At 71.3% G+C, this 21,728-nt stretch carries 19 protein-coding genes and 1 riboswitch; of the genes, 10 read left to right on the forward strand and 9 right to left on the reverse strand.

All coding sequences use genetic code 11. The features are described from left to right. Positions 1 to 93: 93 nt before the first annotated feature. The 4 genes from AB0D29_RS29390 (at position 94) to def (ending at position 4,761) form a co-directional block, all read left to right on the forward strand. Positions 94 to 1,644, forward strand: a complete 1,551-nt coding sequence (locus tag AB0D29_RS29390; protein ID WP_362858365.1) for an HD-GYP domain-containing protein — start codon at positions 94 to 96, stop codon at positions 1,642 to 1,644. Further along, positions 1,641 to 2,915, forward strand: a complete 1,275-nt coding sequence (locus AB0D29_RS29395; RefSeq protein WP_362858367.1) for an HD domain-containing protein — start codon at positions 1,641 to 1,643, stop codon at positions 2,913 to 2,915. Before AB0D29_RS29390 ends, AB0D29_RS29395 begins: the two co-directional genes overlap by 4 nt. Before the next feature lie 120 nt (positions 2,916 to 3,035). Beyond that, positions 3,036 to 4,037 (forward strand): hypothetical protein, encoded by a 1,002-nt coding sequence (locus tag AB0D29_RS29400; protein WP_362797223.1) that lies wholly within the window; start codon positions 3,036 to 3,038, stop codon positions 4,035 to 4,037. Positions 4,038 to 4,119: 82 nt separating this feature from the next. Further along, the gene (gene def / locus AB0D29_RS29405) at positions 4,120 to 4,761 is read left to right on the forward strand and encodes a peptide deformylase (RefSeq protein ID WP_362858368.1); all 642 of its coding nucleotides are present in this window, start codon (positions 4,120 to 4,122) and stop codon (positions 4,759 to 4,761) included. 20 nt (positions 4,762 to 4,781) lie between these two features. Here def and AB0D29_RS29410 read toward each other — a convergent pair whose 3' ends face one another. Continuing rightward, positions 4,782 to 5,747: a helix-turn-helix domain-containing protein gene (locus AB0D29_RS29410; protein WP_362858370.1), complete on the reverse strand. Its 966-nt coding sequence runs from the start codon at positions 5,745 to 5,747 to the stop codon at positions 4,782 to 4,784. 81 nt (positions 5,748 to 5,828) lie between these two features. Between AB0D29_RS29410 and AB0D29_RS29415 the strand changes: the two genes are divergently transcribed. Continuing rightward, the gene (locus AB0D29_RS29415; protein WP_362858371.1) at positions 5,829 to 6,053 is read left to right on the forward strand and encodes a hypothetical protein; all 225 of its coding nucleotides are present in this window, start codon (positions 5,829 to 5,831) and stop codon (positions 6,051 to 6,053) included. Positions 6,054 to 6,183: 130 nt separating this feature from the next. Here AB0D29_RS29415 and AB0D29_RS29420 read toward each other — a convergent pair whose 3' ends face one another. From AB0D29_RS29420 to AB0D29_RS29445, 6 genes are all read right to left on the reverse strand, one after another. Then, positions 6,184 to 7,200 (reverse strand): ribonucleotide-diphosphate reductase subunit beta, encoded by a 1,017-nt coding sequence (locus AB0D29_RS29420; RefSeq protein WP_362858373.1) that lies wholly within the window; start codon positions 7,198 to 7,200, stop codon positions 6,184 to 6,186. Next, entirely contained in the window at positions 7,200 to 9,593 is a 2,394-nt protein-coding gene (locus AB0D29_RS29425; RefSeq protein WP_362858375.1) for a ribonucleoside-diphosphate reductase subunit alpha, read from the reverse strand. The genes AB0D29_RS29420 and AB0D29_RS29425 overlap by 1 nt, the downstream gene beginning before the upstream one ends. A 144-nt stretch (positions 9,594 to 9,737) precedes the next feature. Beyond that, a riboswitch (cobalamin riboswitch) is annotated at positions 9,738 to 9,869 on the reverse strand. Between the two features lie 41 nt (positions 9,870 to 9,910). Continuing rightward, positions 9,911 to 10,408: a GNAT family N-acetyltransferase gene (locus AB0D29_RS29430; protein WP_362858377.1), complete on the reverse strand. Its 498-nt coding sequence runs from the start codon at positions 10,406 to 10,408 to the stop codon at positions 9,911 to 9,913. A gap of 66 nt (positions 10,409 to 10,474) precedes the next feature. Continuing rightward, positions 10,475 to 10,672, reverse strand: coding sequence for a YbdD/YjiX family protein (locus tag AB0D29_RS29435; protein WP_030709892.1), 198 nt, complete (start codon positions 10,670 to 10,672; stop codon positions 10,475 to 10,477). Then, entirely contained in the window at positions 10,669 to 12,912 is a 2,244-nt protein-coding gene (locus tag AB0D29_RS29440) for a carbon starvation CstA family protein (protein ID WP_362858379.1), read from the reverse strand. The genes AB0D29_RS29435 and AB0D29_RS29440 overlap by 4 nt, the downstream gene beginning before the upstream one ends. Positions 12,913 to 13,052: 140 nt before the next feature. Then, a complete protein-coding gene (locus tag AB0D29_RS29445) occupies positions 13,053 to 13,817 on the reverse strand; it encodes a GntR family transcriptional regulator (RefSeq protein ID WP_030016685.1) in 765 nt (254 codons plus the stop codon). Between the two features lie 289 nt (positions 13,818 to 14,106). Here AB0D29_RS29445 and AB0D29_RS29450 point away from each other — a divergent pair, with 289 nt between their 5' ends. The 4 genes from AB0D29_RS29450 to AB0D29_RS29465 all read left to right on the forward strand — a co-directional run bounded on the left by AB0D29_RS29450 (position 14,107) and on the right by AB0D29_RS29465 (position 18,900). Then, positions 14,107 to 15,390, forward strand: a complete 1,284-nt coding sequence (locus AB0D29_RS29450) for an extracellular solute-binding protein (protein ID WP_362858380.1) — start codon at positions 14,107 to 14,109, stop codon at positions 15,388 to 15,390. A 125-nt stretch (positions 15,391 to 15,515) separates the two neighbouring features. Next, positions 15,516 to 16,535 (forward strand): sugar ABC transporter permease, encoded by a 1,020-nt coding sequence (locus tag AB0D29_RS29455; RefSeq protein WP_351583352.1) that lies wholly within the window; start codon positions 15,516 to 15,518, stop codon positions 16,533 to 16,535. A gap of 71 nt (positions 16,536 to 16,606) precedes the next feature. After that, on the forward strand, positions 16,607 to 17,410 hold the full coding sequence (locus AB0D29_RS29460; RefSeq protein WP_030709882.1) for a carbohydrate ABC transporter permease: 804 nt from the start codon (positions 16,607 to 16,609) through the stop codon (positions 17,408 to 17,410). Between the two features lie 8 nt (positions 17,411 to 17,418). Beyond that, a complete protein-coding gene (locus tag AB0D29_RS29465; protein ID WP_362858382.1) occupies positions 17,419 to 18,900 on the forward strand; it encodes a glycoside hydrolase family 3 protein in 1,482 nt (493 codons plus the stop codon). 190 nt (positions 18,901 to 19,090) lie between these two features. On the opposite strand, the gene nagB is transcribed toward AB0D29_RS29465, so the two are convergent. Together nagB and AB0D29_RS29475 are read right to left on the reverse strand one after the other, a co-directional pair. Then, positions 19,091 to 19,876, reverse strand: a complete 786-nt coding sequence (gene nagB / locus AB0D29_RS29470; RefSeq protein WP_362858384.1) for a glucosamine-6-phosphate deaminase — start codon at positions 19,874 to 19,876, stop codon at positions 19,091 to 19,093. A gap of 145 nt (positions 19,877 to 20,021) precedes the next feature. Next, complete coding sequence (locus AB0D29_RS29475; RefSeq protein ID WP_362858385.1) at positions 20,022 to 20,783, reverse strand: SDR family oxidoreductase; 762 nt, start codon at positions 20,781 to 20,783, stop codon at positions 20,022 to 20,024. Positions 20,784 to 20,866: 83 nt separating this feature from the next. On the opposite strand from AB0D29_RS29475, the gene AB0D29_RS29480 reads away from it, so the two are divergent. Then, a complete protein-coding gene (locus AB0D29_RS29480; protein ID WP_362858386.1) occupies positions 20,867 to 21,463 on the forward strand; it encodes a TetR/AcrR family transcriptional regulator in 597 nt (198 codons plus the stop codon). The last annotated feature ends 265 nt before the right edge of the window (positions 21,464 to 21,728 follow it).

Here is a 21,728-nt window from a genome sequence, read left to right on the forward strand (position 1 = left end):
TGGCCCACGTCGCTGGGGGCCCCACTTATTCTCCCCATTCGGTACCGGTCCGCACCGGTACCCGGCCGGAACGGCACAGGGGAGGAGAGCGCCATGCGGGTACTTCCGCCGGCGGCGCGCGGATTCATCCTGTGCGCCGTCCTCGCCGCCGCCGCGTGCGTCACCCCGGCCCTCACGGATTCCGGTACGCCCTGGGCGGCCGTCGGCCTCCTCGCCGTGCTCTACCTCGGCTGCGAACTCGTCAAGGTCTGCCCGCTGCTGGGCAGCCGGGTGCCCGAGGGCATCGGCGCCTTCTTCCCCGTGGTGCTCGCCGCCGTCTTCCTGCTGCCGCCGGCCGCCGCCGCGCTCGTGGCGCTGCCCGGCGGATGCGCGGGGACCGTGGCCGAGCGGCCCGCCCGGGTACGCCGGGTGTGGCACGGCGCGCAGCAGGCCATGGCCGCCTGGGCCGCCGGCCGGGCGTACGGGCTGCTGCGCGGTCCGGACTCGCTCGGCGGAGGGCCCTCCGCCGGGTCCGGGCCTCCCGGCTGGGTGGCCGACTTCCCCTACGCGATGCTCCCCGCCGCCGCCGCGGCCGTCGTCTTCTGCCTGGTGCTCACGGCCCTCGACGGCGGCATCCTGGCCACCGCCGAACGCCGGCCCGCCGCCACCGCCTGGCGCGGACTGCTCACCCTCTCCCTCGCCCCGCACTGCGTCCACGGCCTCGCCGGACTGATGATGGCCGTCATGTGGCGCAGCCCGTACGGGCTCCCGGCCGCACTCCTCGTCCTGCTGCCGATGTACGTCTCCTGCTGGGTCTTCGCCCAGTACCACCGCGAGCGCTCCGCCCACCGGGCCACCATCCGCGCCCTCGTCCAGGCCGTCGACATCAAGGACCGCTACACCCGCGGGCACAGCGAGCGGGTCGGCCAGGCCTCCGCGATGATCGCCCGCGAGCTGGGCATGGCCGACGACAGGATGGAAGTCGTGCGGATCGCCGGGATCCTCCACGACGTCGGCAAACTGGGCGTCCCCACCCGGCTGCTGCGCAAGGACGGGCCGCTCACCCCGGAGGAACGCCGGATCATCGAGCTGCACCCCGAGTACGGGCACGAGATGGTGCGCGGCATCGGCTTCCTCGGCGAGGCCCGGTCCGCGATCCTGCACCACCACGAGCGGGTCGACGGCACCGGCTACCCGTACGGGCTGACCGGCGAGCAGATCCCGGTACTGGCCCGCGTGGTGGCGGTGGCCGACGCCTTCGACGCGATGACCTCGACCCGTTCCTACAGCCGGGCCCGGCCGGTGCCGGTGGCCCTGGCCGAGCTGGACCGGTGCGCGGGCGCCCAGTTCGACCCGGCGATGGTGCGGGCCCTGACGGGCGCCATCGGCCGGCACGGCTGGCACCCGGTGGTCACCTCCGACGAGGACCTCCAGGTGATCAGCGCGAACGATCCCGCCGCGGTGGCGGCTCCCGGCCCGGCCGACCGGAACGGCGGCGCCCTGCCCGAGGGTGCCCGCACGGCCCGATCGGCCGCGCGGACGGCGCTGCGCGCCCTGCCCGTGCAGGACGCGCCGCTCGCCGGGGCCGACCGCCCGGGGAGCGACGCGCCGGCCACCGGTGGGCGGCCCGGCCGCGACGCGGACGGCTCCGGGGCGGGCGGATGAGGACCGCGGCCGTGTGGACGGTGCGGGGGGCCGCGGCCGTGCTCACCGCCGTCGCCCTCGCGCACACCCTGTGGAACGGTCTCGTCGAGCCCGGTACCGCCCTGGCGTTCGGCGCGCTGATCGCCGTCGGCGAGCTCGCCCGCCGGGACCGGCAGCAAGGCGGCTCCGTCGACCGGCTGCCCGCACCGCTCGGCTCCGCCGGCGCCCTCGCCTACGCCCTGCTCGGCGAGAACGCCGGCCAGCCCACCCGGCACGGGGTGCTCCAGATCGTCGCCGTCGTCGTCGCGGCGGCCCTCGCCGGGATCGTCCCGCACATCGCCCGGGGCCGCGGCCCCGCCCTCGACCACCTGTCCCGCCGGGTGCTCACCGTCGCCTTCGCCGCCGCCTGTTTCCAGCCGCTCTACAACTCCGGCCGGCTGGCGGAACGGGTGGGCCGGGGCCCGTGGCTCGTCCTCTTCCTGCTCTGCCTGCTCGGCCTCACCGCCCTGTGCGACGCCGTGCTCGCCGCCGCGCTGGCCGGGGCCCGCACCGGCTGGCCGTACGGTCCGCTGCTGCGCGACGAGCTGCGGGCCCAGCTCGGCATCGGCGCGGCGATCTGCGCCACCGGGGTCGTGATGGCGCTCGGCGCGGCCGTGGCGGGCCTGTGGGCCATACCCGTCTTCAGCGTGCCCCTGCTGCTGACCCAGCTGTCCTTCCACCGGATCACCGCGATCCGCACCACCTACCGCCAGACCATCACCTCCCTGGCCCGCGCCACCGAGATCGCCGGCTACACCCGGCCCGGCCACTCCCGCCGGGTCGCCGCCCTGAGCTGCGCCGTGGGCCGGGAGCTGGGCCTGTCGGAGCGGGAGCTCACGGTGCTGGAGTACGCCGCCCTGATGCACGACATCGGCCAGCTGTCCCTCGTCGACCCGGTCCCGGACGGGGCCACCGCCGAGCTGCCGGCCGCCGAGGCCCGCCGGATCGCCGGGCTGGGCGGGGAGGTGGCCCGGCAGACCGGGGTGCCCGCGGAGGTCGCCGTGGTGGTGGAGCGGCAGGCGGACCCGTACCGGGAGCAGCCCGTCCTGGCCCGCATCGTGCGTACGGTGAACGCGTACGAGGACCTCACCGGCGCCGCCGGCGGGAGCCGTCACCCGGGCGGCTCACTGGCCGCCCTGGAACAGCTCCGGCTGGGCACCGGGCACGATTACCAGCCGGAGGTCGTGGAGTGCCTGGCGAGGGTTCTGGCCAGGGGCGGACGTGACAGAGTTGTTCCCGTCCGACCTGGGTAACCCATGGGTAATGAGCGGCCGTCCGAGTGGGCATGGTTGGATGCCAGTAAGAGTGTCCGCAAGGCTGCACCGTTGTCCCCCGGCTACCGCCGGGAGGGTGCCCCCAGGCAGGCGGGAATCGTGAGGATCTTCGGGAAGGTACGGCATCGGCCCTCCGCCTCGTGGCGGCAGGCCACCGACCGCGCGTTCACGCTGATCGGCGACGGGCGGTACGAGGACGCGGGAGCGCTCCTGACCAGAGCGGCGGACCTGGAGCCCTGGCTGTCGGAGTCCTGGTTCAATCTGGCCCTGCTGCACAAGTTCCGGCACGACTGGGAGCAGGCGCGGGCCGCGGGACTGCGCGCCGTGGCCCTGCTGGACCGCGAGACCGGCGCCCCGGACTGGTGGAACGTGGGCATCGCCGCGACCGCGCTCCAGGACTGGCCGCTGGCCCGGCGGGCCTGGCAGGCGTACGGGCTGAAGGTGCCCGGCGACGCGCACGGCGCGGGCGGCAAGGGCAGCGGCGAACCGGTCGGCATGGAGCTCGGCAGCGCCGCCGTACGGCTCTCGCCCGAGGGCGAGGCCGAGGTGGTCTGGGGCCGTCGGCTGGACCCGGCCCGGCTGGAGGTCCTGTCGATCCCGCTGCCCTCCTCGGGGCGGCGCTGGGGCGAGGTCGTCCTCCACGACGGGGTGCCGCACGGCGAGCGGGTCACCGCGGCCGGCCCCTCGTACCCCGTCTTCGACGAGATCGAGCTGTGGGCGCCGTCGCCGGTGCCGACCTGGGTGGTGCTGCTGGAGGCGGCCACCGAGGCGGACCGTGACGCGCTGGAGCAGCTGGCCTCGGACGCGGGCTTCGCCGCCGAGGACTGGTCCTCGTCGGTGCGGCTGCTGTGCCGGACCTGTTCGGAGAGCGAGATGCCCAGCGACGAGGGCGACGGCGAGCACCTGGATCCGCACGACCACAGCGAGCCGGGGCATCCCGGACCGCTGGGGCACCGCACGGCCGGTTCCGGCTCCCTGTGGGTGCCCGAGCGCGAATGCGGGATCGCGGCGCCGGCCGGGCTGGTGCGCGGACTGCTCGACGGCTGGGTCGCGGACAGCCCGGGCACCCGTGAGTGGCGGGATCTCGAAGAAGTCTGCTGAGCAGGGCCGTAGGCTGTACGGGCACATCGGTGGCCATTGGCGACCACCGGTGACTTGGACTTACGGAAGGCGTACGGCGGACATGTCGCAGCAGGAGAACGAGGTAGTCGGCGTCGAGGTCGTGAACGACGGGTACGTCGTGGACACGGAGGACTGTGCCGAGCGCGAGCTCGCCCACCGTGAGCGCGGCACCGCCCGCCCGATCACCGTCGTCGGCAACCCGGTCCTGCACCGCGAGTGCAAGGACGTCACCGAGTTCGGCGACGAGCTGGCGCAGCTGATCGACGACATGTTCGCCAGCCAGAAGGCCGCCGAGGGCGTGGGCCTGGCCGCGAACCAGATCGGCGTGGACGCCAAGGTCTTCGTCTACGACTGCCCGGACGACGACGGCGTGCGGCACACCGGTGTCGTGGTCAACCCGAAGCTCGTCGAGCTGCCCGCCGGCACCCGCATCCTGGACGACTCGAACGAGGGCTGCCTGTCGGTCCCGACCGCCTACGCCTCGCTGGCCCGCCCGGACTACGCCGAGGTCGAGGGCCAGGACGCCCAGGGCAACCCGATCAAGGTGCGCGGCACCGGCTACTTCGCCCGCTGCCTCCAGCACGAGACCGACCACCTGTACGGCTACCTCTACATCGACCGCCTCTCGAAGCGGGACCGCAAGGACGCCCTGCGGCAGATGGAAGAGGGCACCCCGCGCTACGAGACCGTCCCGAACGCGTAACCCCCTCGGCCGGACAGGGCCTAGGCCGCCTGCGGGCCCCGGAACGCGCGCCGGAACGAGTTCGGCGTGGTGCCCAGGGTCCGCAGGAAGTGGTGGCGCAGCGCGGCCGCGTTGCCGAAGCCGCAGCGGCCGGCGATCGCGTCCACGGTCTCGTCGGTCGCCTCCAGCAGCTCCTGCGCGAGCAGGACCCGCTGGCGCAGCACCCACTTGTACGGGGTGGTGCCGGTCTCCTGGAGGAACCGGCGGGCGAAGGTGCGCGGTGACATGTGCGCGCGCTCCGCGAGCTGCTCGACGGTGATCTCCTCCTCCAGGTGGCGGGCCATCCACTCGATCACCTCGCCCACGGTGTCGCAGGAGGTGCGCGGCAGCGGCCGCTCGATGTACTGGGCCTGCCCGCCGTCCCGGTGGGGCGGTACGACCATCCGCCGCGCGATGGTGTTGGCCACCTCGGCCCCGTGCTCCTGGCGCACGAGGTGCAGGCAGGCGTCGATGCCGGAGGCGGTGCCGGCGGAGGTGATCACCGGGCCGGCGTCGACGTAGAGCACGTCCGGGTCGACCAGTGCCCGCGGGAAGCGCCGGGCCAGCGTCGCGGCGTGCATCCAGTGCGTGGTGCAGTGCCGGCCGTCCAGCAGCCCCGCCGCTCCGAGCGCGTACGCGCCGCTGCACACGCTGAGCACCCGCGCTCCCCGGTCCACCCCGCGGCGCAGCGCCTCCAGGAGCGCTTCCGGGTACACGCGGGTTCCCGCTTCCCGGAAGGCGGGCACGCAGATGAGGTCGGCGCTCTCCAGCCGCTCCAGCCCGTGTTCGGGGGAGACCGTGAAACCGGTGCCGGACATGGTCAGGGGGCCTTCCTCCGCCGCGCAGACGGCGAAGTCGTACACCGGCAGCCCGTGGTCGCTTCGGTCGATTCCGAAGACCTCGCAGAAGATCCCGAACTCGAAGGGGGCGATCTCGTCGAGGAGGGCCACGGCCACGTTTTTCAGCATGCCTCCAGTGTGGCAGTAATTCGCTCTTTCATGACAGTCCTGCCACTGTGCGAGTTTCCCCAGCGGGAGGAGAGTAGAGACATGAACACGTTCCTGAGCTACCTCACCGTCCTCGCCGTCGCCACGCTGGTGCTCGCCCCCAGCCTGTACGGGGTCCTGCGCGACCGTCGGATCGACCGGCAGCTGCGGGCCGTCGAGACCCGGCTCGTGTGGCTGCCGCGCCAGAAGGCGGGCGGCATGCCCCCCACCGTCCGCCGGTCCCGAGCCCGGCACACCCGGATGCACTGGGGACCCGTCGCCCACTGAGCGGGGCGACCGTGCACACGGGAAGCCGGACGATCGGGCGCCGGAAACGCGAGAAGCCGGGACGCGGTGGTGAACCGCATCCCGGCTTCGCGGCGTTCACCGCGTCCCGGCCGGAGGGACAGCAGGACCCCTAGAAGTCCTCGTCCAGGTCGACCGTGCCCTCGACCGCGACCTGGTAGGCCGACGGACGGCGCTCGAAGAAGTTCGTCAGCTCCTGGACACCCTGCAGCTCCATGAAGGAGAACGGGTTCTGCGAGCCGTACACCGGCGCGAAGCCGAGGCGGACCAGACGCTGGTCCGCGACGCACTCCAGGTACTCGCGCATCGACTCGGTGTTCATGCCCGGCAGGCCGTCGCCGCACAGGTCGCGGCCGAACTGCAGCTCCGCCTCCACGGCCTCCTTCAGCATGTCGGTGACCTGCTGCTGGAGGGCGTCGTCGAAGAGCTCCGGCTCCTCCTTGCGGACCGTGTCCACGACCTCGAAGGCGAAGTTCATGTGCATGGTCTCGTCACGGAACACCCAGTTGGTGCCGGTGGCCAGGCCGTGCAGCAGGCCGCGCGAGCGGAACCAGTACACGTACGCGAAGGCGCCGTAGAAGAACAGGCCCTCGATGCACGCGGCGAAGCAGATCAGGTTCAGCAGGAAGCGGCGGCGGTCGGCCTTCGTCTCCAGCCGGTCCAGCTTCTCGACCTCGTTGATCCACTTGAAGCAGAACTGCGCCTTCTCGCGGATGGAGGGGATCTCCTCGACGGCGTCGAAGGCGGCCGCGCGGTCGTCCGGGTCGGGCAGGTAGGTGTCGAGCAGCGTCAGGTAGAACTGGACGTGCACGGCCTCCTCGAACAGCTGGCGCGACAGGTACAGGCGCGCCTCAGGGGAGTTGATGTGCTTGTAGAGCGTCAGCACCAGGTTGTTCGAGACGATCGAGTCGCCCGTCGCGAAGAACGCGACCAGACGGCCGATCATGTGCTGCTCGGCCGGCGTCAGCTTGGCGAGGTCCGCGACGTCCGAGTGGAGGTCGACCTCCTCCACCGTCCACGTGTTCTTGATCGCGTCCCGGTAGCGCTCGTAGAAGTCCGGGTAGCGCATGGGGCGGAGCGTGAGCTCGAAGCCCGGGTCCAGGAGGTTCTTGTTGTCGGTGGAGCTCATTACTGGCAGGCCTCGCAGGACTCGGGGTTCTCAAGGGAGCAGGCCAGAGCGTCGGCGTCGACGGCCTGCGGGAGCGGGGTGGCGGCGGCCGGGACGGCGGACGCGGACGCGGCGCGGGCGATCTTCGTCGCGGGGCGCGAGCGCAGGTAGTAGGTGGTCTTCAGACCCTGCTTCCAGGCGTACGCGTACATCGAGGAGAGCTTGCCGATGGTGGGCGTCTCCAGGAACAGGTTCAGCGACTGCGACTGGTCCAGGAACGGCGTACGGGCCGCCGCCATGTCGATCAGACCGCGCTGCGGGATCTCCCACGCCGTGCGGTACAGCTCGCGCACCTCGGCCGGGATCCAGCCGAAGCCCTGGACGGAACCGCTGGCCTCGCGCAGCGCCTCGCGGCTCTGCGCGTCCCACACGCCGAGCTTCTTCAGCTCCTCCACCAGGTAGCCGTTGACCTGGAGGAACTCGCCCGACAGGGTCTCGCGCTTGAAGAGGTTGGAGACCTGCGGCTCGATGCACTCGTACACGCCGGCGATCGAGGCGATCGTGGCCGTCGGGGCGATCGCGAGGAGCAGCGAGTTGCGCATGCCGGACTTCGCGACGCGGGCGCGCAGCGCCTCCCAGCGCTCCGGCCAGTTCAGCTCGGTCTCGTAGTGGTCCGGGTGCAGGACGCCGCGCGCGGTGCGGGTCTGCTCCCAGGCCGGCAGCGGGCCGCTGCGCTCGGCCAGGTCGCACGAGGCCTCGTACGCCGCGAGCATGATGCGCTCGGAGAGCCGGGTGGAGAGCGCCTTCGCCTCGGCGGAGTCGAAGGGCAGCTTCAGCTTGAAGAAGACGTCCTGGAGGCCCATCGCGCCCAGGCCCACCGGGCGCCACCGGGCGTTGGAACGGCCGGCCTGCTCGGTCGGGTAGAAGTTGATGTCCACCACGCGGTCGAGGAAGGTCACGGCGGTGCGGACGGTCTCGTCCAGCCGCTCCCAGTCGATCTCGCCCGTCTCCGTCAGCACGAACGCGCCGAGGTTGACCGAGCCGAGGTTGCAGACGGCCGTCTCGCCGTCGTTGGTGACCTCGATGATCTCGGTGCAGAGGTTGGAGGAGTGGACGACCGTGCCCGGCTCGGCGGTCTGGTTCGCCGTGCGGTTGGAGGCGTCCTTGAAGGTCATCCAGCCCTGGCCGGTCTGCGCGAGGGTGCGCATCATCCGGCCGTACAGGTCGCGGGCGGGCATGGTCTTGCGGGCCAGGCCCTCGGCCTCGGCCTTGCGGTAGGCGGCGTCGAACTCGTCGCCCCACAGGTCGACCAGCTCGGGCACGTCGGCCGGGGAGAACAGCGACCAGTCGGCGTCCGCGTTCACGCGGCGCATGAACTCGTCCGGCACCCAGTGCGCCAGGTTCAGGTTGTGCGTACGGCGCTGGTCCTCGCCGGTGTTGTCGCGGAGCTCCAGGAACTCCTCGATGTCCGCGTGCCAGGTCTCCAGGTAGACGGCGGCGGCGCCCTTGCGGCGGCCGCCCTGGTTCACGGCGGCGACGGAGGCGTCGAGGGTCTTCAGGAACGGCACGATGCCGTTGGAGTGGCCGTTGGTGCCGCGGATCAGGGAACCGCGGGCGCGGATGCGGGAGTACGACAGGCCGATGCCGCCGGCGTGCTTCGACAGGCGCGCCACCTGGTGGTAGCGGTCGTAGATCGAGTCGAGCTCGTCCAGCGGGGAGTCCAGCAGGTAGCAGGAGGACATCTGCGGGTGCCGGGTGCCGGAGTTGAAGAGGGTGGGGGAGGAGGGCAGGTAGTCGAGGCGGCTCATCAGCCGGTACAGCGAGGCCACTTCCTCGACGGCCTGGACGCTCTCGTCCGCGGCGAGGCCACAGGCCACGCGCAGCATGAAGTGCTGCGGGGTCTCGATGACCTGGCGGGTGATCGGGTGGCGCAGCAGGTAGCGGCTGTGCAGGGTGCGCAGGCCGAAGAAGCCGAAGCGGTCGTCGGCGCCCTCGGCGAGGGTGTGCTCGACCAGCGCGTCCAGGCGGTTCGCGTGGGTCCGCACGAACTCGGCCGTGCGGTCGGCGATGAGGCCCTCGCGGTGGCCGACCTCGACGGAGGCCGAGAAGGACGTGGAGCCCTGGCTCGCGGCCTCGTCGCGCACGGCCAGCGTCAGCAGCCGGGCGGCGAGCTTCGAGTACGCGGGGTCCTCGGAGATCAGGCCGGCGGCGGCCTCGGTGGCGAGCCCCCGCAGTTCGGCCTCGTCGGCGGCGGAGCTGCGGCCGCGGAGCGCGGCGGCGGCGACGCGGCCGGGGTCGGTGTCGGGGAGGTCCGCCGTAAGTTCGGTGAGGGTACGCAGCAGCGTGGCCCCCGGGCCCTCGGTGTTGTCGCCAGAAACGGACTCGGCGCGCGGTGCGGAAGGCGCGATGGTCACGGCGGGAGCTCTCCCTCGCTCGGCCCGGTCATCGGCGGAGCGGGGCGCGAGCGGGCGCATGCGGGCGTGGCAGGAACGCGTTCACACCGCATGGCGTCCACCGGCCCAACCGCGAGGCCCGGACGTGTCGGCACCCGGTTCGGTCGAGCCGGGCGCGCTGTCGGCAGGTCATCGGACTTGGTGTCCGGTAGCCGGACACTTCATACCGTTGCGGGACAGTTCCGGATTCACACCGGATTCCCCTGCGGGACAGCAGCCTTGAGCATACATGTGGGGGCGCCCCTGTGAGGCAACCCCCACATGTAGTGTCGGCGTGGCTACAGGTTGAGCCGATACGCCAGAAGTGTCAGGCCCTGGATGGGCGCCCAGTCCCGCTCCGGAACGCGTACGAAGCCCAGTCGCGCGTAGATCCGGTGGGCGCCGGCCATGCTGCGCTGGGTGGAGAGCACCATGCCCGACACGCCCTCGATCGCCCGCGCCCGCTCGACGCACGCCCGCACCAGAGCCTCGCCGGCGCCCTGGCCGCGCCCCTCGTGGGCGACGGCGAGCATCCGGAACTCGGCCTCGTCCGGGCCGGCGATGTCGGCGAGCGGGCTCCCGGGTGCGGCGAAGGTCACCCCGCCCAGGATCCGCCCGTCCCGCTCGGCGACGAGCACCTCGGCGAGGGCGGCCCGGTGGGCCACGTCGCGCAGCACGTTCAGGTACGGGTCGTCCTCGTTGAAGTCCAGATGCCCGTCGGCGAGGTAGGCCCGCGCCGTGATCTCGCCCAGTTCCGCGTACTCGGCGGGCCGTACCGGTCTGATCGTGATGTCCATGCGTTCGAGTGTGCCGCAGGCGCGCGAAGGGCCCCGCCGGATTTCGGCGGGGCCCTCCGGTGCGGTTCAGCAGCAGCCGAAGCCCTCGCGGGGGTCCGCCTCGCGGGCGTCCGTGCGGGCGCGTTCGAAGGCGCGGCGGGTCAGGACCTCCGCGTCCGGGTCGTGGGAGCGGGCGTGGGCGACGTAGCGGTCGTACGCGGCCTCCCCCGAGAACTCCCGTACGTAGAACCGGGCCCGGGCCAGTGCGCTCCGTACGGTGCTCACGCCACCGGCTCCTTGACGTGTCCGCCGCCCGAGTCGAGGCCCGCCGCGGCGAGCTCCGCCCGCTCCTCGGGCGTCGGGATCAGCCCGGCCGGGGCGACGATCTTCGACTCGGTCCACGGGACCTCGGTCAGGGTCACCGACTCCGGCTTGCGGACGGCCTTCAGGCAGGTCCGGGCCGCGTCCAGGAGCACGATGATGATCAGCACGGCGAAGAGGGCCGACAGCACTCCGTCCACCGTGGCGTTGGTGACCACGGTGTGCATCTCGCCCATGTCCTTCGCGGGCTTGAGCACCTTCCCGGCGTCGATGCCCTCCTGGTAGGTGCTGCGCTGCGCGAAGAAGCCGATCTTCGGGTTGTCGGAGAAGATCTTCTGGTAGCTGGCGGTGAGCGTTACGGCCACGTCCCAGACCAGCGGCACGGCCGTCACCCAGGCCCACTTGAGGCGGCCGGACTTGACCAGCAGGGTGGTGCAGACGGCCAGGGCCACCGCGGCGAGCAGCTGGTTCGCGATGCCGAACAGCGGGAACAGTTGGTTGATGCCGCCCAGCGGGTCCTTGATGCCCACCCACAGGAAGTAGCCCCAGGCGCCGACGACGATGGCGCTCGCCAGCCAGACGCCCGGCTTCCAGCTGACGTCCTTGAAGGGCTTGTGCAGGTTGCCGAGGGTGTCCTGGAGCATGAACCGGCCGACGCGGGTGCCCGCGTCGAGGGTGGTGAGGATGAACAGCGCCTCGAACATGATCGCGAAGTGGTACCAGAAGGCCTTCATGCCGGCCCCGCCGATCACCGACGAGAAGATCTCCGACATTCCGAGTGCGAAGGTCGGCGCGCCGCCCGTACGGGACAGCAGGCTGGCCTCCTCCACGTCCTTCGCGGCCTGGGTCAGCGCCTCGGGGGAGATGGCGAAGCCGAGGTTGGTGACCGCCTGCGAGGCGGACTCGACGGTGGTGCCGATGACCCCGCCGGGGGAGTTGACCGCGAAGAACAGGCCGGGCTCGATGATGCAGGCCGCGATGATCGCCATGACGGCGACGAAGGACTCGGTCAGCATCGCGCCGTAGCCGATGACCCGGACCTGGGTCTCCTTCTGGATCATCTTCGGGGTGGTGCCCGAGGCGACCAGCGAGTGGAAGCCGGACAGCGCGCCGCAGGCGATGGTGATGAAGACGAAGGGGAACATCGACCCGGCGAAGACCGGGCCGTCGCCGCGCGCGGCGAAGTCCGTGACCGAGGGCATCTTCAGCATCGGCATCGCGATGACCACGCCCAGCGCGAGCAGCGCGATCGTGCCGATCTTCATGAAGGTGGAGAGGTAGTCGCGCGGCGCGAGCAGCATCCACACCGGCAGCACCGAAGCGATGAAGCCGTACGCGACCATCCAGATGACCAGCGTCTCCTTCTCCAGCGTGAAGGTGTCCGCGAAGGAGGACTCGGCGACCCAGCCGCCCGCGATGATGGCGACCAGGAGCAGGGCGACACCGATGGTGGAGACCTCGGTGACCCGGCCCGGCCGCAGCACGCGCAGGTAGAAGCCCATGAAGAGGGCGATCGGGATGGTCATGCCGATGGAGAACACGCCCCAGGGGGAGTGCGCCAGGGCGTTGACGATGACGAGCGCGAGCACCGCCAGCAGGATGATCATGATGGCGAACACGGCGACCAGGGCGGCGGCTCCGCCGACGGGGCCGATCTCGTCCCGGGCCATCTGGCCGAGCGAGCGGCCGTCGCGCCGGGTGGAGAAGAACAGCGTGATCATGTCCTGCACGGCGCCGGCGAAGATGACGCCCGCGACGATCCAGATGGTCCCGGGCAGGTAGCCCATCTGCGCGGCGAGCACCGGTCCGACGAGCGGGCCGGCGCCGGCGACGGCGGCGAAGTGGTGGCCGAAGAGCACCCGGCGGTCGGTGGGATGGAAGTCGACACCGTTGTCGAGGCGTTCGGCGGGGGTGGCCCGCGTCTTGTCCACCTTGAGCACGCGGTCCGAGATGAAGCGCGCGTAGAAGCGGTAGCCGATGGCGTACGAGCCCAGTGCGGCGGCGAGCAGCCAGGCGGCCGAGATCTCCTCACCGCGCGAGAGCGCCAGCACGCCCCAGCCGAGGGCGCCGACGAGTCCGACGAGCACCCACACGGCGATGGACTTGGGAGAGGGCGAGCCGGGCGCGGTGCCCGGACTCGCCGTGTCCCGTTCTGTCCTTGTTGCTTCCGGTTCAGGCATGGCTCTCGTCCCCTCGTCGATCATCTGCGTAAGGGCAGGGAATCTACGGGGGATTGCCCGGTGAGCGTAAGAGTCAGTCCGCATTCCGGTATGTGAAGGAATTCGGTAGACCGGGGTCCGGCGGGCGGGGCCGGACGGGCTCGGGCGGGGCGGAACGTACGAGGTCAGACGGCGGGGCGCTTGAGCCGGGCGACGAACTTGTACCGGTCCCCGCGGTACACCGACCGCACCCACTCCACCGGTTCCCCGTCGGCGTCCAGCGAGTGCCGCGACAGCATCAGCATCGGCAGGCCGACGTCGGTGCCGAGCAGGCCGGCCTCGCGCGGGGTGGCCAGCGAGGTCTCGATCGTCTCCTCGGCCTCGGCCAGGTGGACGTCGTACACCTCGGCGAGGGCGGTGTAGAGGGAGGTGTACTTGGCGAGCGAACGGCGCAGCGCGGGGAAGCGCTTGGCCGACAGGTGGGTGGTCTCGATGGCCATCGGCTCGCCGCTGGCCAGGCGCAGCCGCTCGATGCGCAGCACCCGTCCGCCGGTGGTGATCTTGAGCAGTCCGGCGAGGGTGTCGTCGGCCGTCACGTAGCCGATGTCGAGGAGTTGGGAGGTCGGTTCGAGGCCCTGGGCCCGCATGTCCTCGGTGTACGAGGTCAGTTGCAGCGCCTGGGAGACCTTGGGCTTGGCGACGAAGGTGCCTTTGCCCTGGATCCGCTCCAGTCGTCCCTCTACGACCAGTTCCTGGAGGGCCTGCCGGACGGTGGTCCGCGAGGTGTCGAATTCGGCCGCGAGCGTGCGCTCCGGCGGGACCGGGGTGCCGGGCGGCAGTGTCTCGGTCATGTCGAGCAAGTGCCGCTTGAGTCGGTAGTACTTGGGAACACGTGCCGTGCGGGTGGCTGCCCCGCCCTCCGGCTCCGTGGTCGCCCCTTCGGTGGCCATCGCCGCCCGCCTTCCCGACTCCAGTTTCGCTGCCGTCACCGGCTCCTCCGATATGTGCGGTCACATGGTGACACGTAAGGGGGGACAGGCCTTCTCTCTCCCCAGGTGTCGGTCCGATAACGGACCGGGCACCCGCTCATTAGACCCTTGACACCCCTAAAGGTCTAGGCCAAGCTCCAGCTACTGGTCTAAACCAATATGGATCAGATCCCGGCCCCACGGCAGTACTTCGCGTATGTCACCGCGGCGGGCGAGGGAAGTGCAGGCAGGCATCCCTGAGGAGGGTGGCGTGAAGCGCAAGCTCATCGCGGCGGTCAGTGTCGCGGGCATGATGGTCGGAGTCGCGGCGTGCGGCAACGGCGGCGACGACAAGGCCAAGACCGACGCGGGTGGCGCCAAGGAGATCACCGTCTGGGTGATGGACGGCTCCGCTCCCAAGGCCTGGATCGACGAGGTCAACAAGGAGTTCTCGGCCAAGCACCCCGGTGTCACGGTCAAGGTCGAAGAGCAGAAGTGGACCGGCATCCAGGAGAAGGTCACCACGGCCCTCTCGGAGAACAACCCGCCGGACGTCCTGGAGCTCGGCAACACCCAGACCGCCGGCTACGCGGTCACCGGCGGCCTCGCCGACCTGACGAAGGACAAGGCCAAGCTCGGCGCCGACGCCTGGCAGAAGAGCATGCTCGCCTCGGCCGAGATCGACGGCAAGCTCTACTCCGCCCCGTGGTACGCCGCCAACCGCGTCGTCATCTACGACAAGAAGGCCTACGAGAAGGCCGGCGTCACCCCGCCGAAGACCCGCGACGAGTGGATCGCCGGTCTGGAGAAGCTGAAGGCGGCCGACCCGGCTTCGCAGCCCATCTACCTGCCCGGCCAGAGCTGGTACGTCCTCGCGGGCTTCGTCTGGGACGAGGGCGGCGACCTCGCCGTCAAGGACGGCGCCAAGTGGAAGGGTGGACTCGGCACCCCGCAGGCCGCTTCCGCCGTGGAGTTCTACAAGAAGCTCCAGTCCTTCTCCACCGCCCCCAAGGACAAGGACGAGGCCAACCCGCAGCAGTCCACCGACATCGTTCCCAAGGGTGGCGTCGCCTCCTGGATCGGTCTTGGCTGGGAGGCCGGCGGCGCCGAGAAGGCCCTGAAGGACGCGGGCAAGGAAGCCGACTTCGGCTACTTCCCGATCCCGGGCAAGACCGCGGACAAGACCAGCACCGTCTTCCTCGGCGGCTCGAACCTCGCGATCGCCGAGCGCTCCAAGAACAAGGAGCTCGCCAAGGAGTGGCTGGCCCTCGCCGCAGGCAAGGACCAGATGACCAAGTACGCCGCCGAGACCAAGGGCGCGCTGCTGCCGAACCAGACCGGCGCGAACTTCACCCCGGCCGCCGGCTCCTTCGCCGAGGCCATGGGCAAGGCCGGCGTCAACGGAAAGATCACTCCGGTCACCGCGGGCTGGGCGAACGTCGAGACCGAGCCGAACCCCATCAAGGAGTTCATGACCAAGGTCCTGAACGGTGAGGACGCCGCCAAGGCGGGCGCGGACGCGGACAAGGAAATCGCGAACCGCATCAACAAGTAGTCCCACCCCGCAGTTCCCGCACCACCCAGCAGTGTGAGCGCACTGGGGGCACGGCAGGCGCCAGGCCGCCGCCGTGCCCCCCGTCGCGCATTTGACTCCACAGTCAACCGCGAGGAAGCCACGCCATGACCGTGCACTCCCAGGGAGCGATGACCGCCGCTCCACAGGACGCACCACAGAAGTCCGCCGGACGGCCCGAGAAGTCCGCGTCCCCGACCGGTTCCGGTCCCACGTCTCCTCGCGGGGGCAGAAAGTCGCTCCCCTCGGGGTGGCTGCCCTACCTGCTGGTCGGGCCCGCGGTGCTCGCCCTCGCGACACTGCTGCTGTACCCGCTGATCAAGAACGTGATCCTGTCCTTCCAGGACATCAACAAGATCGAGTTCATCCAGCGGAAGTACCCCTTCGCGGGATTCTCCAACTACACCGAGCTGATCGGTGACGCGGACTTCTGGACCGTGGTCGTCCGCAGCTTCGCCTTCACCGCCGCCAACGTCGCGCTGATCATGGTGCTCGGCAGCCTCATCGGCATCCTGCTGAACCGGCTCGGCAAGAAGATGCGCCTGGTCCTCTCGATGGCGCTGGTGATGGCCTGGGCCATGCCCATCGTCGCCTCCGTGCAGGTCTTCAAGTGGCTGTTCGACGAGCAGTTCGGCGTCATGAACTGGGTGATGCGCACCGCCGGCTTCGCCGGCTACGAGCAGCACAACTGGATGCAGACGGGCCTGTCGACCCTGACGATCGTCACCGTCCTGGTGGTCTGGGGCTCCATCCCCTTCGTCGCCCTCAACATGTACGCCGGACTGACCACGGTCGGGGCCGAGCTGTACGAGGCCGCCCGGATGGACGGCGCCAACGGCTGGCAGACCTTCTGGAAGATCGTCTTCCCGAACCTCAAGCCGTTCTTCCTCATCACCACGTTCCTCGAGGTGATCTGGGTGTTCAAGGCCTTCACCCAGGTCTACGCGATGAACAAGGGCGGCCCCGACCGCGGCTCCGAGATCCTCCCGGTCTTCGCCTACGTCGAGGGCCAGAGCCAGGCCCACTACGGCCTCGCCGCCGCGATCTCCGTCCTGACGATCCTGATCCTCGTGGTCGTCATGTCCTTCTACTTCCGCCTGATCCTGAAGCAGGAGGAGGAGCAGTGAGCAGCCCCACCACCACCGCGCCGAAGCCCGCGCAGCAGCTCCGCAAGCGCCGGCCGGTCCGCCCCGCCGCCGTGGCCAAGAACCTCGGCGCGCTCCTCCTCGCCCTGGTCTTCGTCTTCCCCGTGTACTGGATGTTCTCCTCGGCCCTCAAGCCGTCGAGCCAGATGCTCACGAAGGACCCGGTCTTCGTCTTCACCCCGACGCTCGACAACTTCAGCAAGGCCACCGGGGTCTCCAACTTCTGGACGTACGTCACCAACAGCGTCCTGGTGACCGTCGGCGCCGTCGCCCTGGCCCTGCTCGTCGCCCTCGCCGCGAGCTTCGCCATCGCCCGGATGAGGTTCAAGGGCCGCAAGGGCCTCGTCCTCACCGTGATGATGGCCCAGATGGCCCCCTGGGAGGTCATGGTCATCGCGATGTACATGATCGCCCGCGACGGCGAGATGCTGAACAGCCTCCCGCTGCTCACCGCGATCTACTTCGTGATGATCCTCCCCTTCACCATCTGGACCCTGCGCGGCTTCATCGCCGCCGTCCCGGTGACCCTGGAGGAGGCGGCCCAGATCGACGGCTGCACCCGCGGCCAGGCCTTCCGCAAGGTGATCTTCCCGCTGCTGGCCCCCGGCCTGATGTCCACCTCGCTCTTCGGCTTCATCACCGCCTGGAACGAGTTCGCCATGGTCCTGATCCTGAACAAGGACAAGAGCGCGCAGACCCTGCCGCTGTGGCTGACCGAGTTCATGTCGGCCTTCGGCAACGACTGGGGCGCCACCATGGCCGCGTCCTCGCTCTTCGCGGTCCCGGTCCTGCTCATCTTCATCTTCCTCCAGCGCAAGGCCGTCGGCGGGATGACCGCCGGCGCCGTGAAGGGATAACGGCCGCCATGACTGTCCTTGCGCACCAGACCGACACGCTCACCCGGGACGCCCTCGCGGTCCTCCAGCCCGGCTTCGAGGGCACCACCGCCCCCGCCTGGCTGCTCCGCCGGGTCGGCGAAGGACTCACCGCCGTCGGCCTGTTCGGCCGCAACATCACCTCGCCCGAGCAGCTCGCCGCGCTGACCGCACAGCTGCGCGCCGAGCGCGACGACGTGCTGGTCGCCATCGACGAGGAGGGCGGTGACGTCACCCGCCTGGAGGTCCGCGGCGGCTCGTCCTTCCCCGGCAACCTGGCCCTCGGCGCCGTCGACGACACCGGCCTCACCCGGGACGTCGCCCGCGAGCTGGGCCGCCGCCTCGCCGAGTGCGGGGTCAACCTCAACTGGGCCCCGTCCGCGGACGTCAACTCCAACCCGGACAACCCCGTCATCGGCGTACGGTCCTTCGGCGCCGACACCCACCTCGCCGCCCGGCACACCGCCGCCTACGTCGAGGGCCTCCAGGCCGCCGGCGTCGCCGCGTGCACCAAGCACTTCCCGGGCCACGGCGACACCAGCGTCGACTCGCACCACGCCCTGCCGCGCATCGACGTGGACCTGGACACCCTCCAGGCCCGCGAACTGATCCCCTTCAAGGCGGCCATCGAGGCCGGCACCAAGGCCGTGATGAGCGCGCACATCCTGGTGCCCGCCCTCGACCCGACCCGCCCGGCCACGCTCAGCCCGCAGATCCTGACCGGCCTGCTGCGCAAGGAGCTCGGCTACGAGGGCCTCATCGTCACCGACGGCATGGAGATGAACGCCATCGCCGGGACGTACGGGATCGAGCGCGGCTCGGTCCTCGCCATCGCGGCGGGCGCCGACGCCATCTGTGTCGGCGGCGGACTCGCCGACGAGGCCACGGTCCTGCGGCTGCGCGACGCGCTGGTCGCGGCCGTACGCGAGGGCACGCTTCCCGAGGAGCGCCTCGCCGACGCCGCCGCCCGCGTCCGCGAGCTCGCCGCATGGACCCTGCGGGCCCGGCCGGACGCGCGGCCGGAGGGGAGCCGCGCGTCCGGCATCGGGCTGACGGCGGCCCGCCGCGCCCTCGCCGTCACCGGCTCGCCGCAGCCGCTGTCCGCCCCGTACGTGGCGACGCTGACCCCGGTCGCGAACATCGCGGTGGGCGACGAGACCCCGTGGGGCGTGGCCGACGAACTGGCCGCACTGGTACCCGCGACCACCTCGGGCCGCTACCCGGAGGGGGCCCGGGCCGCGGACATCCTGGCGGCGGCGGGGGACCGCACGGTCGTCGCGGTGGTCCGCGACGCGCACCGGCACCCGTGGATGACGGAGGCCCTGGACGCGCTGGTCGCTGCGCGGCCGGACACGGTGGTGGTCGAGATGGGCCTCCCGATGGCTGCGCCGCGGGGTGCGGTGTACATCGCCACCCACGGCGCGTCCCGAGTCTGCGGCCGAGCCGCGGCGGAAGTCATCGCGGGCGCGTAGCCGCCCGATCCAGCCCCGCCGGCGTTTGAGGCGCGGGGTCCGGGGCGGAGCCCCGATCTTGAAGCCTCGCCGGCGTTTGAGGCGCGGGTGCGGGCAGAGCCCGGAAGGCACCGCGCAGCGGCTGCCCGGACACGACACGAAGGGCCGGACTCCCTCGGCGGGAGTCCGGCCCTTCGGCGTGCCCGTGCGGCTACAGACCCTGCCAGGCGGGCTTGTTGGCGTACGTGTGCCGGAAGTAGTCCGCCAGCTTCAGCTTCGACGCGGCGGCCTCGTCCACGACGACGGTCGCGTGCCGGTGCAGCTGCAGCGCGGACGCCGGGACCAGCGCGGACAGCGGGCCCTCGACGGTCTGCGCGACCGCCTCGGCCTTGCCCTCGCCGGTGGCCAGCAGGACCAGGTGGCGGGCGTCGAGGATGGTGCCGATGCCCTGGGTGATGACGTGGTGCGGCACCTGGTCCAGGTCGTCGTCGAAGAAGCGCGCGTTGTCCACGCGGGTCTGCTCCGTCAGCGTCTTGATGCGGGTGCGGGAAGCGAGCGAGGAGCACGGCTCGTTGAAGCCGATGTGGCCGTCCGTGCCGATGCCGAGCAGCTGGAGGTCGACGCCGCCGGCCTCGGCGAGGGCCTGGTCGTACGCCTCGCACGCGCCGACTATGTCCTGCGCCGAGCCGTCGGGCCCCATGAAGGAGGCCTCGGACAGACCGAGCGGTTCGACGACCTCGCGGAGCACGACCGCGCGGTAGGACTCGGGGTGCCCGGCCGGCAGGCCGACGTACTCGTCGAGCTGGCAGATGCGGGCCCGGGAGGCGTCGACCTGACCGGCCTTGACCTTGGCGGCGAGGGCTTCGTAGATGGGCAGCGGGGTAGAGCCGGTCGCCACGCCGAGCAGGGCGTCGGGCTTGCGGCGCACCAGGGCGGCCATGGCCTCCGCGATGAGCTCGCCGCCTGCCTTGGCGTCCGGGACGATGACAACTTCCACGCGGGGCCTGCCGATCTGGAGTGGTGGTGTGGTATAGACCAATCTAGCAGAGGCCGGCGCCCGTGGCGGGGGTCTCGTCGTTATCCATGGTGATCCGGATCCCGGCACCGGGCCCGTCGGCAAGCTCCCTGGATCGGCCGGATCCCTAGATCAGCGCGAGCTGGAGCCCGCCCGTCGCGTCCAGGTGCTGGCCCGTGACCCAGCGGGAGTCCGCCGAGGCCAGGAACGCCACCACGTCCGCGACCTCCTCCGCCGTGCCCACCCGGTGGAAGACCGAGCGGGCGGCCAGGTGGGCCCGGGTCGCCGCGTCCGCGAGCAGGCCGGCGTTCAGGTCCGTCTCGATGATCCCGGGGCCCACCGAGTTCACGGTGATCCCGCGCGGGGCCAGCTCGGCGGCGAGGGAGCGGGTCATCGCGTTCGCCGCGCCCTTCGCCATGACCGTCGCCAGGATCGCCGGAAGGGCGATCTCCGGGGTGCCGGTCACGTTCACGATCCGGCCCCCGTCCCGCAGCCGCGCCAGCCCGTGCTTGATCACGAAGAACGGCGCCTTGGCGTTGAGGGCGTGAGCCCGGTCGTACGTCTCCTCGTCCGTCCCCTCGATCCCCGCGAAGGTCGCCCCGCCCGCGTTGTTGACCAGGATGTCCACGCCCGCGGTGTGCGCGGGATGGGCCTCGTACGCCGCCCAGAGGGCCCGTGCGTCCCCGGGGACCCCGAGCTCGGCCCCGATGGCGAAGGCGTGCCCGCCGGCCGCCTCGATGCCCGCCACCGTCTCCTTCGCCGCGGCCTCGTTGTGCCCGTAGTGCACCGCGACCAGAGCCCCGTCCCCGGCCAGCCGCTCGGCCACGGCCCGCCCGATGCCTCGGCTGCCGCCCGTGACCAGTGCCGTCTTTCCCTTGAGCACGCCCATGACGCGCCCCCCTCCGCAATTGATAGTGGTCGCTACAGAAAGGACCGTACCAGATTCCCTAACGCCCGCTATAGAATGCGGGCATGGTGACCGGACAGCGCGGCAGACCCCGTTCCTTCGACCGCGACGCCGCCCTCGACAAGGCGATGACCGCCTTCTGGGAGCGCGGTTACGAGGCGACGTCCATCTCCGATCTGACCGCCCTGCTCGGCATCAGCGCGCCCAGCCTCTACGCGGCCTTCGGCGACAAGCGCAGGCTCTTCGACGAGGTCGTGACCGTGTACGGCGGCCGGTACGGGGACTTCGCGAGCGTGGCGCTGGCCGAGGAGCCCACCGCCCGGGCCGCCGTCGAGCGCGTCCTGCGCGAGGCGGCCGAGGTGTACACCGATCCGGCCCACCCGCGCGGCTGCCTGGTGATCAGCGCCGCGATCAACACCACCTCGGACGAGGTGGCGGCGGCCCTGCGCGAGCGGCGCAACGCCGGCCTGGAGATGTTCGAGAGCCGGATCCGGGCCGACGTGGCCACCGGCGTACTGCCCGCGGACACGGACGCGCGGGCGCTGGCCCGGTACGCCGGGGCGGTGGTTCAGGGGATGTCCCAGCAGGCGCGCGACGGGGCGAGCCGGGAGGAGCTGGAGGCGGTCGCGGCGCGGGCCCTGCTGGCCTGGCCGCCGGCGTAGTCGCCGATCGGGGCGTCCGGCCCGGAAAGCGGCCCGGAAACGGGCCCGAAAATTCCTCTGGGCCACGGTGCAGGACGGGACCCTCAGCCCGCCCGGCACCGTAGCCCGGAGTACTTACGGCCGACAGGTGTGCGGTTCCCGACGGCCGGTGGGAGGTGCCTGCGCGGTCAGGGCAGAGCGCGCGGCTTACCTCGATCCGTCCTCCTGTGCGGGGAGGGCGGAAGCTTACTCAATTGTGGACTAGACCATTCTGTTCTGTCCATCC

The organism is Streptomyces sp. NPDC048424, from assembly GCF_040651555.1.
Lineage (GTDB): Bacteria > Actinomycetota > Actinomycetes > Streptomycetales > Streptomycetaceae > Streptomyces.